The organism is Mycobacterium sp. E802 (assembly GCF_001666875.1).
In the GTDB taxonomy this organism is placed as follows: domain Bacteria; phylum Actinomycetota; class Actinomycetes; order Mycobacteriales; family Mycobacteriaceae; genus Mycobacterium.
The window spans coordinates 20,712-33,713 of record NZ_LZJD01000178.1; the positions used below are offsets into that span (position 1 = coordinate 20,712).

18 protein-coding genes and 1 pseudogene are annotated in these 13,002 nt (G+C 67.5%); 5 read left to right on the plus strand and 14 right to left on the minus strand.

The genetic code is table 11. From position 1 onward, the window contains the following. Positions 1–93: 93 nt before the first annotated feature. The 4 genes from A5699_RS25925 to A5699_RS25935 all read left to right on the plus strand — a co-directional run bounded on the left by A5699_RS25925 (position 94) and on the right by A5699_RS25935 (position 2,502). The gene (locus tag A5699_RS25925) at positions 94–666 is read left to right on the plus strand and encodes a CsbD family protein (protein WP_067776001.1); all 573 of its coding nucleotides are present in this window, start codon (positions 94–96) and stop codon (positions 664–666) included. Continuing rightward, positions 663–1,331, plus strand: coding sequence for a hypothetical protein (locus A5699_RS25930; protein ID WP_067776003.1), 669 nt, complete (start codon positions 663–665; stop codon positions 1,329–1,331). The genes A5699_RS25925 and A5699_RS25930 overlap by 4 nt, the downstream gene beginning before the upstream one ends. Positions 1,332–1,486: 155 nt before the next feature. Next, positions 1,487–1,621, plus strand: coding sequence for a hypothetical protein (locus tag A5699_RS30180; RefSeq protein WP_255376482.1), 135 nt, complete (start codon positions 1,487–1,489; stop codon positions 1,619–1,621). A gap of 239 nt (positions 1,622–1,860) precedes the next feature. Continuing rightward, a complete protein-coding gene (locus A5699_RS25935; protein ID WP_067776005.1) occupies positions 1,861–2,502 on the plus strand; it encodes a hypothetical protein in 642 nt (213 codons plus the stop codon). Here the strand turns inward: A5699_RS25935 and A5699_RS25940 are convergent. Genes A5699_RS25940 through A5699_RS25955 form a run of 4 tightly spaced genes read right to left on the minus strand, consistent with a single transcriptional unit; the run spans position 2,459 to position 4,679 of the window. Beyond that, a complete protein-coding gene (locus A5699_RS25940; protein ID WP_067776191.1) occupies positions 2,459–2,941 on the minus strand; it encodes a pyridoxamine 5'-phosphate oxidase family protein in 483 nt (160 codons plus the stop codon). The genes A5699_RS25935 and A5699_RS25940 overlap by 44 nt on opposite strands. Positions 2,942–2,976: 35 nt before the next feature. After that, positions 2,977–3,171: a hypothetical protein gene (locus A5699_RS25945; RefSeq protein WP_067776008.1), complete on the minus strand. Its 195-nt coding sequence runs from the start codon at positions 3,169–3,171 to the stop codon at positions 2,977–2,979. Between the two features lie 43 nt (positions 3,172–3,214). Next, positions 3,215–3,829, minus strand: a complete 615-nt coding sequence (locus A5699_RS25950) for a TetR/AcrR family transcriptional regulator (protein WP_067776011.1) — start codon at positions 3,827–3,829, stop codon at positions 3,215–3,217. Further along, positions 3,816–4,679 (minus strand): oxygenase MpaB family protein, encoded by an 864-nt coding sequence (locus A5699_RS25955; RefSeq protein WP_067776014.1) that lies wholly within the window; start codon positions 4,677–4,679, stop codon positions 3,816–3,818. The genes A5699_RS25950 and A5699_RS25955 overlap by 14 nt, the downstream gene beginning before the upstream one ends. 137 nt (positions 4,680–4,816) lie before the next feature. On the opposite strand from A5699_RS25955, the pseudogene A5699_RS25960 reads away from it, so the two are divergent. Continuing rightward, positions 4,817–5,256 (plus strand): annotated as a pseudogene (locus A5699_RS25960) (low affinity iron permease family protein). A gap of 12 nt (positions 5,257–5,268) precedes the next feature. Here the strand turns inward: A5699_RS25960 and A5699_RS25965 are convergent. The 10 genes from A5699_RS25965 to A5699_RS26010 form a co-directional block, all read right to left on the minus strand. Next, complete coding sequence (locus tag A5699_RS25965) at positions 5,269–6,033, minus strand: APH(3'') family aminoglycoside O-phosphotransferase (RefSeq protein ID WP_067776017.1); 765 nt, start codon at positions 6,031–6,033, stop codon at positions 5,269–5,271. A 4-nt stretch (positions 6,034–6,037) separates the two neighbouring features. Next, a complete protein-coding gene (locus tag A5699_RS25970; protein WP_067776020.1) occupies positions 6,038–6,265 on the minus strand; it encodes a hypothetical protein in 228 nt (75 codons plus the stop codon). Further along, positions 6,262–6,744, minus strand: coding sequence for a DUF3093 domain-containing protein (locus tag A5699_RS25975; RefSeq protein WP_231965834.1), 483 nt, complete (start codon positions 6,742–6,744; stop codon positions 6,262–6,264). Before A5699_RS25975 ends, A5699_RS25970 begins: the two co-directional genes overlap by 4 nt. Further along, complete coding sequence (locus A5699_RS25980; RefSeq protein WP_067776026.1) at positions 6,737–7,144, minus strand: hypothetical protein; 408 nt, start codon at positions 7,142–7,144, stop codon at positions 6,737–6,739. The genes A5699_RS25975 and A5699_RS25980 overlap by 8 nt, the downstream gene beginning before the upstream one ends. A 20-nt stretch (positions 7,145–7,164) precedes the next feature. Further along, positions 7,165–7,587 (minus strand): hypothetical protein, encoded by a 423-nt coding sequence (locus A5699_RS25985; protein ID WP_067776029.1) that lies wholly within the window; start codon positions 7,585–7,587, stop codon positions 7,165–7,167. Next, positions 7,584–8,516, minus strand: coding sequence for a porphobilinogen synthase (hemB, locus tag A5699_RS25990; RefSeq protein ID WP_067776032.1), 933 nt, complete (start codon positions 8,514–8,516; stop codon positions 7,584–7,586). Before hemB ends, A5699_RS25985 begins: the two co-directional genes overlap by 4 nt. Positions 8,517–8,660: 144 nt before the next feature. Then, on the minus strand, positions 8,661–10,337 hold the full coding sequence (locus A5699_RS25995) for a bifunctional uroporphyrinogen-III C-methyltransferase/uroporphyrinogen-III synthase (protein ID WP_067776035.1): 1,677 nt from the start codon (positions 10,335–10,337) through the stop codon (positions 8,661–8,663). Next, positions 10,334–11,290 (minus strand): hydroxymethylbilane synthase, encoded by a 957-nt coding sequence (gene hemC / locus A5699_RS26000; protein ID WP_067776038.1) that lies wholly within the window; start codon positions 11,288–11,290, stop codon positions 10,334–10,336. Before hemC ends, A5699_RS25995 begins: the two co-directional genes overlap by 4 nt. 3 nt (positions 11,291–11,293) lie before the next feature. Beyond that, entirely contained in the window at positions 11,294–12,646 is a 1,353-nt protein-coding gene (locus A5699_RS26005) for a glutamyl-tRNA reductase (protein WP_067776040.1), read from the minus strand. Between the two features lie 53 nt (positions 12,647–12,699). Continuing rightward, complete coding sequence (locus A5699_RS26010; protein ID WP_231965839.1) at positions 12,700–12,915, minus strand: glutaredoxin family protein; 216 nt, start codon at positions 12,913–12,915, stop codon at positions 12,700–12,702. Positions 12,916–13,002 lie beyond the last annotated feature (87 nt).

Here is a 13,002-nt window from a genome sequence, read left to right on the forward strand (position 1 = left end):
TGGGGTTTGACTTCGGTGAACCGGCGGGTACGCGGCCTGTCACGAAAGCACTCCACTGTGGCCGACCGGCCAGGAACCGGAGAAGGGGCTGACATGGCCAAACACAGCAGGGCAACCGAGGCGCGCGAGGGCTTGATCGACTCGGTGAAGGGAAAAGCCAAAGAGATCGTCGGCGCGTTGACCGACAACGACTCGTTGACCGCCGAGGGCCAGTTGGAGCAGAGCGCCGCCAAGGAGCGGCGAGCGGCCAACAACGCCGAGGCCATTGCCGACGCAGAAGCCAAGGAGGCCCGGGCAGAGGCCGCCGAGGCGCAACGTGACGCGGCGCAATCCCGTAGTGAGGTCCAGGCCCGTACGGAGGCAGTCGAGAATTCCGTCGACCTTTCCCGGGCGGCCCAGAAGCGTTCGGCCGAGCAGGCCGGCCGCCACGCCGTCCAACAGGCGACCACGCGCGCTGAGCTCGACGCACAAGGCGAGATCGAACGAGCCAGAACCGAGGAGAACGCCGAAGTCGGCGCCGCGGTGGCCGATGTGGCGGACGCGGTGGAAGAGCACCGTGAAGCCGTCGCCGAGGCCGCCGAGACAAAGGTCGAAGCCGAGCGCTGGCGCGAGGCGGCGGATCAGATATCCGCCGACCTCCCCGAGAACCCCGAGGAGAAGCGATGAATGTCATGGAAATCCCGTTCGCCGCGCTGCGCCTGCAGTACCGGATCGCGCGGTTCCCGCTTCAGGTGGTCGACGACCGGCTGATCTCGAAGTTGGACCCGGAATCGCCGGCGCGCCTGTTGTACCAGCGTTCGCTCGGCTCGCTGGACGCCGGGATCGGTGGCGCGTTGGGCGATACCGAGCTCGAGCAGCGCGGCACCGCGCTGCGTGAGCGCAGCGACGCGCTGGCCCGTGCCGCCACCCTCGATGCCGTCGCCGAGGGCGAGTTGGAGGAGGCAGACGCCAAACTCGCGGCGGTCCGCGACCAGGCCGCCGAGGATGTCTCCGAGGCGCACGACGACCGCAAACGCCGGACCACCCAAGCCCGCCAGACCGCCACCCAACGTAAAAGCGCTGCCGCGCAACGGGTTCAGAAGCAAACCGCCGAAGCAAAGCGACGCGTCGACGAGGTGGCCGCCCGCCGGAAGAATTCTGCAGAGGCCGCCGGGGCGGCGGAGCTGGCCGAGATCCGGGCGGACGAGCAGAGCGCGAAGGCTGACGCCGAGGACAAGTTGGACGACGCCACAGCGGCCCGGCAATCCGCGGCCGACAAGCGCGTCAAGGCCGAAAAGCTCGATGACTTGGCCGACACGGAAGCGGAGAACCGGCGGCGCGAGAACGCCTGATCCGACAGCCATCCTCGACCCCTGGGGCTATCCGCCCCGGGGGTCGAGTGGCATCTGGACACGGTGAAAGCCGGAGGCAAAAAACGACCGACTGGCTTTTATTTTTTTCTGATGTATGGTCGGCCTCAGTGATTGTTTGCGAGTAAGGAGCAACGATGGCTGATAAATCTCAAGGTCGCGCGCCCAAAAAACCGGCGATGACCATCAAGGAACGCCGGGCGGCAAAGCGCGACAAGGCCGCAGAGGCCGGCGAGACCATTCCGAGGCGCAAGCGCCCGGACCGGGCCTAACACCTCTGGACTGCAGTTTTTCCGGCCACCAGCCGTCAGCGCACCGGCTTCACCGCGCCTCGCACGGCTGGGCCGGATTTTCTTCGCATGAAACTGCCGCATCGGAAATTCGAAATTCCGCCGAAATTCCGTCGGCCCGCCCCAATGTATTAGCCGGGCTGGGTAATTTTGCGAAAAAATCGATGGGACGACCCTATGACAATTCTTTATTGACGTGGAGAACGGCGGGTGGAACTACAGTGGCGGATCGAGATTCCGCCGGCCCGCAGGTGCTGGTGCTCGGTTGGCTGACGGATGTCTCCGGGGCGATCACCGCCGCGCTGGGCCGAAGCCAGATCGCCGTCAAACACGCCCACCCGCCGGTGACCCACAAAACGTTCCGGCAACGGTGGCGTACAACGGAATCGGCAGCGCCGCCATTGAGCGCAGCCGAGATCGACTCGATCGAATCGGTGATCGCCATTTTCGACGGACACACCGTACGGGCCCGGTTCGGCGGGCGTCAGAACTGCGCCTCACGGCGCCGGCTGCGCGTGAGCGCGAACGAGGCGTGCGATTCCACGACCGCGGCCGCGCTCACCGTGGGCGCACGGCGGGTTCTGCTGATCTGCGACGCACGGCGGCTGCCGGGACGCCGACGCGCGCACGCAGCGAGCTGGACCCGCGATCTGGCCCACCGGATCGGTTACGAATGTTCGGTCAACGGCCTACCTGACAACGCGTCGTACGCGGTGATCGAATCCGACGCCGAGGTCACCGAGATCGCCGACGTCGTCGTGGGATGGCATGACAGCGACGGACCGGGGTGGCCGTTGCGCCCAGCACCGGAGGGCACGGTCACGTCCGCCAGTTCAGCACCTCGCCCGCACCGGCCGTCATGACAGTGCCGGGCATCACCCGCAGCCGGTAGGGGGTGAGCCGCAGGGCGGCGAACTCGTCGGACGTCGGTCCAGCGCTCCACTGCGGGATGATGTGCGGGTCGTAGCCCACCGGCGCGGGTCCGTTTACGAACCGGTCCCAGACCTGGGTACAGGTTTCGTCGTCGGTGTACCACTCGACCAGGCAGTCGGCCGCACATGTGTCATGGGTGGGACTCCAGTAACTGACCGAGACATACGGGTGTGCCGACAGGTGAGCCCGCTTGACCGGGCTCGGCACCGTCGCGACCCAGCCGAACAGATCGGTCCCGTCCCAATCCCAGATCGGGTGCAGGATGCGGGTGCGCGGATGACCGTCGGCGTCGACGGTGGCCACCGATGCCCAGACGATCTGATGGGCCATCGTCACGAAGGCGGGGGCAATGCGCTCCAGCGGGGTCACATACGTCACCTTAGGCAACGCGGCATCCCCGACGGTTATTGATCGTTGTCGTCCTGGCCGTACACGGGCTTGCCTTCGTCGTCGACCCAGTCGTTGACGGCGGTACCCGAGACGGTGCCGCCGCTTCCGGGCAAGACGGCTGTCGGGCGCGAATCGTCATACGACTGCATGATGCGTTCAGCTTCTTTGTGGTGTTCCTCGGTGACTTCCGGGGGTTCCTGAGTAGTCATGGCTAACGGCTGCCCCAAAATGTGATCTACCAAACAGCGCGGCTCAGGCCGGGACGGTACGCAGCGAGGCCGGCAGGCTGGGCAGGAAATGCCTGGTGGCAAAGGCCCGGATGTCCTCGGCGGTGTCCAGCGGCTCGACGCTGGGCAGCAACAGGACCATCGCCGCGTACCGCAGGATGGTGTCGGCCAGATCGTTGACCGCCGGCTCCCCGATCCGCTCGGCGAAGCCGGCCGGAAAGATCACCTTCAGCGCCGCGGCCATCCGTTCGATCGCCGCGCCGTAATGGGTGTGCAGCATCTCCATGACCAGAGCCGGTTCATCGGCGATCAGCCGGTTGAGCACATGGTGACGCCGGAACCGCAGGATCGACAGAGCGAACGCCTCGACGTAGTAATTTGCTTGGGGCCCGGCACTTTTCAGCTCGTTGGCGATATCGGCGAACAACGCGACATTCTCGCGTTCGATCACCGCCCCCACCAACTCGTCACGGTTGGCGAATCTGCGGTAGATCGTCGTACGGCTGACCCCGGCCCGGCGCGCCACGTCGTCGAGCGCGACGCGGCGCAGGCCGTGCCGTTCGAACTCGATGAGGGCCGCGTCCAGGATTGCCACCGTCGCGGGCGACGAATCAGACCGCGTCGAATCAACCCCGGGCATAGCCTTTTTGGGCAAATTTGTTGTAGCGGACGCTCATCGGTAGATGATCCCACAGCCAGTTCACCGGACGGCTCCGCCAGAATGCGGCGAACCGCTGGTAGTTGCGTTCCTGACGCTCGCTCCACGGCAGGTCGAGCAGATCACGGGCGCGCGGCGGCAGGCCACCGGCGGTCAGGAACGCCGCGACGGGGTTGAACACCGTGGCGACGATCCGCCACACCGCCGGGTGTACGGCCTTGGGGCACGGGAATCCCTTGGTGACATAGCCGACGCCGTAGCGGGCCGACTTGTGTGGGACGGCAACCTCGTTGAGCATCCGGTCCCAGTACTGTTCGAACTCGACGTAGGTGGCCGGCATCGGCCGGTCGCTGACCCCGTAGCGGCGGTACCAGGTCTTGGACTCCAGATAGATCTGTTCCTTCTCCGCGTCGCTGAGGCGTTTCACGAAGGTGTCGGCGAAATAGAAGATCTGCTCGACGAACGTCGCGTGGGCCCAGAAGTAGGTGTCGGGATCGAGTGCGTGGTACCGCGACCCGTCCGGCATGTCGCCCTTGACGTGGTGGTGGAAGTCGCGCACCTGCAGGCCCGCGTTGTTCTCCTCGGAGCCGTAGACGGTGCGAAAGATCGGCGGAATGGTGCGCTTGAGCCGCTCGGCGGTGTCGGCGAAGAACGTCGAATGGTCCAGCACGCCCTGGCCGAGTTCGGCCAGCATGTTCTGCAGGACCGCGGGTCGTGGTCCGATCAGGTACATCCGGTTGTCGCCGAAGTACTTCCAGACCAGCGATTCGGGGCCAAGAGGCAAGGCGTCGGCTTCCTGAGGCTGCTGAGGCTGCTCGACCAATTCAGTCATGGACACAGTGTTACAGATTTTGCACTTTGTACCAAGAGGTGTGTGACCACGCTCACCGGAGCCGCCGTACACGCGGCTGACCTGCGGTTGAAAAGCAATTCGCGGGGTATTCAACGTCGGTGACCACTTCTTCAGCGGTGAGTGAACCCGCCAATTCCGACAAACCCGGCAAATCTGGCCAATCTGATAAGCCGTCGCTGCCGAGCCAGGTCGACGACGAGGTGCCCCTCTTCGACCGCTTCGCCACCAGCGTCGCCGATCGGGTGTCCAAGGCCTGGTTCTTCGTGGCTTGTGTGTTGATCGTGGTGATCTGGGCGCCCACGTTCGTGGTGCTGGATCTCGACACGTGGCAGTTGATCATCAACACCCTGACCACGATCATCACGTTCCTGCTGGTGGCGCTGCTGCAGAACACCCAGACCCGTAACGACAACGCGCTGCAGCACAAGCTGAACGCCATCGCCGACGCGCTGTCGGACCTGATGCGCGAAGTGGGCGGTGACGATCACCGCCTCGACAAAGACCGTAAGGACTGCACGCCGCGGTGGGTCTGGAAGACCACGAGAGCACCGACTGACGCGGCGCGACGTCATCCCCAGGTCAGGGGGTCCAGCGCGAGGTAGAACCGCAGACGTTCCTCGTCGATCGGCCCTGGATAGCCTGCGGCCAGACCTGCCACGGCGGCCGCGTCGAAGCCGGGAAAGGTGTCAGCGGTATTGGCCGACAGCAACGCCAGATCGGCATGCCGATCGGCGAGGCCGAGTCGTCCCAGGTCCACGAACCCCTCGACCGCCAATCGGTCCGGGTCGATCACGATGTTGGGCAGACACAGATCGCCATGGCACACCACGAGGTCACCGGCTTCTTGGCGGCGCCGCAACTGGACTTCACGTTCGACACGCGCCAGCAGTTGGGCGGCCGGGACATCCCGGTCTTCGTCGCGTAAGAACTCGCGGTCGACCGCGTCGGCAGCAACGGTTGCCCGGGCCCGGGCCATCATGTCGTCCACGTCGCGGCGATACGGACAGCCCTCGACCGCGATGGCGTGCAGGTCCACGACGGCAGCCACGATCGCCGGCCAGGATGCCCGCACGATCGCCTCCGGCAGCCGATCCGCCGTGACACCGCCGAGGGCACCGGTGATCAGGAACGCGCCGCCGTCGTCGTCGATACCCCAGTCGATCACCGTCGGACACGGCACATCCTGGCTACGCGCCCACGAAAGCCGATCCCGTTCGTCGGCCAGATCGGCCACACCGGCGGGCCCGACCGTCTTTGCATACCGCGCACCGTCGGCGCTGCGGAACACCGCTGCGCCGGACTCCCCGCCGGACACCCCCTGCCAATCCGTCACGGGGTCAGCGCCGCAGTCGCGCGATGCCCATTACGATCAGCACACCGGCCAGCCCGGCCAGGATCAGTGACAACACCAGCAGCGGCGACGAGTACGTCACCGCGGTCGTGGCAGGCTCGCCATCCAGCACCGGCGCCACGTCGACCGTGCGGGCGGCCGCGTGCCAGCTCAGCACGCAGCCCACCGCGGCGACCGCGGCCACCACGAACTCGACGACAGCCCGGCGTTTCACTGGATGCGCTCCTCGACCAGTGCCTCCAGCGCTGCACGCAGCTTGCGGTGCTTACGCGCCCACGCCTGCGCATTGCGCTTACCGGTGAGCTTGAGCCCGATACCGGTGCGTCCTCGCGGCACGCCGGTGAGCTCACCGAGAGCCCGCGCGGACTGCCATTTCGGCACCTCGGAACCCGACGCTTCGGGATAGATTTCCACGATTTCGTCGACCCGTGTCGACTCGGCGCCCTGACGCAAGGTGTCGGCGGTGAGCTCGACCGAGGTGTGGATCCGCGCGGCCTTGATCTGGATCGCCACGAACCCCGACACCAACACCAGGAACACCAGCGGGATCCACAGATCGTGGCCGTATCCGCCGGTCTTCTGCAGGATCGCCATCCCGATCCCGGCGAACGGCCCCAGCAGCAGCCACGCCCAGCTCGCGCCCTGCTCGTAGAACAGCACCTTCGGGGCGGCCTTGCTCACCGGCTCACTCACCATCGACTCCCCTCCGCAGCGACAGCGCGCTCAGGCCGGTCCCCACGATCAGCAACACCACACCGAACACCGTGAGAATGTGGACCACGCCGAACCGCGCAGTCAACGCCACGATGACCGTGATCGCCAACGACAAGGCGATCGCCGCCCGCAGATAACGGCGGTCACCGGTACGGCTGCGGCCGGCCAGGAAGGCCATGCCGAGCCCGGCGAGAGCCGTCAGCACCCCGCCGCCGCGGAATAGCCAGGTGTCCAGCCCCGGCAGGCTCACCGATGCCGCGATCATTCCGCCGACGATCAGCAGAACCGAGGCCACCAGCCAAAAGGAGAAGCCGACGGTCGCCACGAGCGGCCGGTTCGGGGCTGGGCGGGACTCTGACGACGCGGGCGTTGCAGGCATTGTCGGCAAAGCGTAGCGAATCAGCGGGTGAAGAAGGCGTCGGCGTCCTTGCGGTAGAGCAGGTACAGCCCGCCGGCGATCAGTACCGAACCGACGATCGCGGTGACCGCATAACCGACCGCAGCGGCGTCCTGGCGCTCACCGGTCAGCAAGCTGGTGACCGAATGCAGGATCGCCACCAGTCCCCCGCTGGTCAACACCGTGCGTGCCCAGCGATAGCCCTGGCGCAGGAGCACCAGGAAGGCACCCACGATGGAGGCCAGGACCGCCAGGAACATGATCGAGAAGACGACGGTTATCGAGCGTTGGGCGCCCGAGCCGGATCCGGTCAGCGCGTCGACGAGATACCCGAGCACCATCAGCACCAGCGCCGCCGTCCACAACCAGAACCCGGTGTCGACGTCGTCGGGACGCCCGGTGGGGTCAGGATGCGGTTCGGTCACGCGAGCCAACCGGCGACCTCGGCCGCCCAATAGGTCAACACGATGTCGGCGCCGGCCCGCCGGATCCCGATCAACGATTCCAGCGCGGCGGCCTGCAAGTCGATCCAACCGTTGGCCGCGGCCGCACAGATCATCGAGTACTCACCCGAAATCTGGTATGCGGCAACGGGTACCGGCGAGATGTCGGCGGCGGCGCGCACCACGTCGAGGTAGCTCATCGCGGGCTTGACCATCACGATGTCGGCGCCCTCGTCCAGGTCGAGCTCGATCTCGTGCACGGCCTCCCGGATGTTGCCGGGATCCTGCTGATAGGTGCGCCGGTCTCCGGTCAGGCTGGAGGACACCGCTTCCCGGAACGGGCCGTAGAACGCCGAGGCGAACTTGGCCGCATAGGCCAGGATGGCCACGTCGGTGTACCCGGCCGCGTCCAAGCCGTCGCGGATCGCGGCCACCTGGCCGTCCATCATGCCGCTGGGGCCCACCACGTGTGCGCCCGATTGTGCTTGTGCCACAGCGAGTTCCACGTAACGGGCGTTGGTGGTGTCGTTGTCCACCCGGCCGGTGGCATCCAGGACGCCGCAGTGCCCGTGATCGGTGAACTCGTCCAGGCAGGTATCGGCCATCAGCACGGTGGCATCGCCGAGGTCCTTGGCCAGATCCCGCAACGCTACGTTGAGGATGCCGTCCGGGTGCACGCCGACGGCTCCGGTCGGATCCTTGTCCTCGTCGCGGGGTACGCCGAACAGCATCAGCCCACCCACTCCCGCGGCCACCGCGTCGGCGGCCGCCCGGCGCAACGAATCCCGGGTGTGCTGCACCACGCCGGGCATCGAGGAGATCGGCCGCGGCTCGGTGATGCCGTCGGCAACGAACATCGGCAACACCAGATGCCGTGGCTCCAACGAAGATTGGGCGACCAGACGACGCATCGCCGGGGTCGAACGCAGACGACGGGGACGATGCCTCGGGAAAGCCACTAGCTGGTCTCCTTACTTCCGCTCCTTCGCCGAAATGCCATCCGGCCGGAAAAGCGCAGATACCTGCCTGCTGAAAATGCCGTAACGGCGGGGTGGTTACCGGCGGCGGCTCTTCTTGCGCGGCGGGGGCAGCGCCCCTTCGGCCCGCAGTCGGGCGGCGTGCTCGGCGAGCGCGTCGACCAGCGGCCCGACCGCAGCCGTCTCCGGCTGGACATCCACGCGCAGGCCGAATTCGGCTGCCGTTTCAGCGGTTTTCGGGCCGATACAGGCCACGATGGTGCGAGCATGCGGCTTGCCGGCGATACCGACCAGGTTGCGCACCGTCGAGCTCGAGGTGAAGCAGACCGCGTCGAAACCACCGGTCTTGATCATCTCGCGCGTCTGCGCCGGCGGCGGAGCGGCCCGCACGGTGCGGTAGGCGGTGACGTCCTCGATCTCCCAGCCGCGTTCCCGCAGCCCCTCGGCCAGTGTCTCGGTGGCGATGTCGGCACGCGGCAGCAGCACCCGGTTCACCGGGTCGAAAACCTCGTCGAACGGCGGGAACTCGTCGAGCAGGCCCAAGGAGGACTGCTCGCCCGACGGCACCAGCTCGGGGTTGATACCGAACGCGCGCACCTTGTCGGCGGTGGCCTGCCCGACGCAGGCGATCTTCACGCCGGAGAACGCCCGCGCGTCCAGACCGAACTCGTTGAACTTCTCCCACACCGCCCGCACGGCGTTGGTGGAGGTGAACACCACCCACTGGAACCGGCCGTCGACCAGACCCTTGACCGCACGCTCCATCTGCGCCGGGCTGCGTGGCGGCTCGACGGCGATGGTGGGCACCTCGACCGGCAGAGCGCCGTGGCCGACCAGCTTGTCGCTCATCTCACCGGCCTGGTCCTTGGTGCGCGGCACCAGCACGGTCCAGCCGTACAGGGCGCGGCTCTCCCACCAGTTCAGCTTGGCCCGGTTCGCGACGGTCTTGCCGATGGTGACGACCAGCGGACCGGTGAGCGGGCCGGCCAGCTCACTGCCGGCCGGCTTTTCCAGCACGGCCTTGTCGGTCAGCCCACCGAGCGTGGTCTCGACCGAGCGCTGCTGGCAGGTGGTGCCGCTCGCGGTCACCACCGCGGGGGTGGTGTCGACGAGCCCGTGCTCGATCAGGGTGCGCGCCGCGTCTGGCAGATGCGAGGCCGTGGCGTGCAGGATCAGCGGCCCGGGCGCGGCAGCCAGCGCGGCCCAGTCCACGTCACCGCGGACATCGGCCACGGTGTGCGCAGAGCCCAGCGGCAGACCCGCATAGGTGGGCACCGCGCTGGTGGCGGGCAGCCCGGGGACGATCTCGAAATTCACGTGGCTCTTGGCCAGGGCACCGATCTCGGTGATCACCGCATCGACCGACAGCGGGTCACCGGCGACCAGGCGCACCACGTCATAGCCGTGGCGGGCCTCGGCGGCCAGGGTCTTGGCCACCTCGGCGGGATCGCCGAGGGCGGGACGGATCTCGGGGCCACCGGGGATGACGGCGGCCTGCGCGGCCTCTGACGTCGCACCGGAGTCGGCGTCGGTCCCGTCAGCCTTGGCCGGCTCGGCCGGGGCCGGGCCCGACGCCGGCGGCAGCTCGGTGCCGACGAGCTCCAGGACCGCTTGGGGCACGTCGGGATCGGTGAACACCAACTCGGCATGCGCCAGCACGGCCTGTGCCCGTGCCGTCAGCAACCCGGGATCTCCCGGGCCCGAGCCGACAAATGTGATGCGGCCGGGCTTCGCCTTGCGACCTCGCATGGTCATTCTTCACTCCCGCGCTCTACCAACAGCTCGCGTGCGCCCAGATCGAAAAGCTCCGCGGCCACCGACAAACCCAGGTCGGTGGCCCGGCCGGGGGTCCCGATGCCGGACGCACGGATCACGTCGGATCCGTCCAGCGTCGCCACGCAGCCGCGCAACGACAGCTCTTCGAAGACATTGCCGTCCTCATCGATGGACTCGACCACCTCGGCGATCGCGCCCACCGGTGCGGAACAACCCGCCTCCAGTTCGGCGAGCAGGATCCGTTCTGCGGTGACCGCGGCGCGCGTGTCGGCGTCGTCCAGCTCCGACACCACCGAAATCAGTTCGGTGTCGCCGGCGCGGCATTCCACCGCGAGCGCACCCTGAGCCGGCGCTGGCAACATCTGCACCGGCTCGAGCGACTCGGTGACCACATCGAGGCGTCCGATCCGGGCCAGGCCCGCTCGGGCAACCACGATGGCGTCGAGATCGCCGCTCGTAACCCTGTTCAACCTGGTATCTAGGTTGCCTCGTAGGGGGCGGATTTCCAAACCGAGACCCAGTGCTCTAAGCTGCGCGGCCCGTCGCGCACTCGACGTGCCGATCACCGAGCCCGCCGGCAACTCGCCGAGCACCAGTCCGTCACGGGCCACCAGCGCATCACGCGGGTCCTCGCGGGACGGCACAGCGGCGATGACGAACCGATCGTCACGAGCGGTGGGCAAATCTTTGTAGGAGTGCACGGCCATGTCCACCCGGCCGTCGTGGATCGCCTCCCGCAGCGCCGCGGTGAAGACCCCGACGCCGATGTCGGCGATCGGGCCCTGGTTGCGGTCGCCCTCGGTGGAGATGATCACCAGCTCGCAGGCGTGGCCCGCGGCTCGCAAAGCGTCCCTGATGGTGCCGGCCTGCGTGGTCGCCAGCAGGCTACCCCGGGTGCCGATCCGGATGACCGTATCGCGCGTTTTTTCCAAGCTCTACTCAGACTTATCGAGATCTGTTGTCATGAAGGGCAATTCGCTGGCCGCCACAGCTTCGACGGCCTGCGGATCGAGTTCGAACAGCTCACGCAAGGCTTCTGCGTAGCTGTCCCCGCCAGGCGCGCTGGCGAGTTGTTTCACCCGCACCGTGGGTGCGTGCAAAAGCTTGTCGACGACGCGGCGGACCGTCTTGGCCACCTCGTCGCGGTGTGCTGCCTCCAGCTCGGGCAGCCGGTTGTCCAGGCGCAGCAGCTCGGCCTCCACCACGTCGGCGGCGCGTTGCCGCAGGGCGGTGACGGTCGGGGTGACCTCGGCCATCCGCTGCCCGGCCAGGTAGTTGGCAACCTCGGTGGCGACGATCGTGCGGGCGGCGTCGGCATCGGTGGCCGCGGCCCGCGCCGAGGGCTCCCGCTGGATGCGGTCCATGTCGACCACCCAGACGCCGGGCAGCCCGGCCACGGCCGGATCCACGTCACGTGGCATACCGAGGTCGCAGACGATCAGCTGCCGCGTCCCGTCGTCGTTGCGCTGGGCCAGGGCATGGTGCACATCGGCCAGGGAGACCACGGGCCGTACCGCCCCGGTGCTGCTGACGACGACGTCGGCGTCGACCAGAGCCTCGGCCAGCTGGTCGAGGCCCATCGCCCGCGCTGCGACGCCCTGTTCGGTGAGGTTGTGGGCCAGCCGCCGGGCCCGCGGCAGCGAGCGGTTGACCACGTTGACCCGGTCGATCCCGGCGCGCACCAGATGCGCTGCGGCCAGCGCACCCATCGAGCCCGCGCCGACGACTGCGGCCGTACGTCCGGCCAGCCCGCCGGCAAGTTTGGTTTCGGCCATGCCGAGGGCGACGGAGACCACCGAGGCGCCGGCGGCGTCGATGCCCGTCTCCGAGTGCACACGCTTGCCCACGTTGAGCGCCCGTTGGGCCAGCTCATGGAGGGTGCGCCCGACGGTCTGATGCTCCTCGGCCGTGGCGTAGGCGCGGCGCACCTGGCCCAGCACCTGGGCTTCACCGATGACCGCCGAATCCAGGCCGCTGGTCACCGCGAACAGATGCTCGACGGCCGCCTCGGCGTACCGCACGTAGGCGTATTTGGTCAGATCGTTGAGCGACATGCCGGAATGCTCGGAGAGCACCTGCCCGATCACCGACAGCCCACCGTGGAACGCCTCGACCACGGCGTACACCTCGACGCGGTTGCAGGTCGAGAGCACCATGGCCTCGGTGACCAACGAGGACCGCAGCACCTCGTCGATGATCTTGGCCTGATCCGACTCGTCAGTGCTCAACTGCTCGAGAACAGACACCGGCGCGCTGCGGTGCGAAACCCCGAATAGCAGCACACTCACGGCTTCATCACCACGTCACCAAGGTAATCGTTTTCTCCCTCGCCCACCAAATTTCACCTGGCGGTGAGGTCCGCCCGAAGCTGCTGCTCGTCGACTTCCCAATAGCTGTGCTCGGTTCCGTCCAGCAAAATCACCGGCAACAGGTCACCGAACCGGGCCCGCAGCGAGCCATCACCCGCGGCGGCCGCGGCATCCACGTCCGTGTTCACCAGCTCGAAGTCCAGTTCGTCGCGCAGCACGGCCAGCTTCTGCGCCGCGGCCGCGCACATGCCGCAACCGGCTCTGGTCAGCAACGTCACAGTGCTCCGGCCGCCGTGACCCGTCTGCTCGCGCTCCACACCGCCAGTATCCCGGCA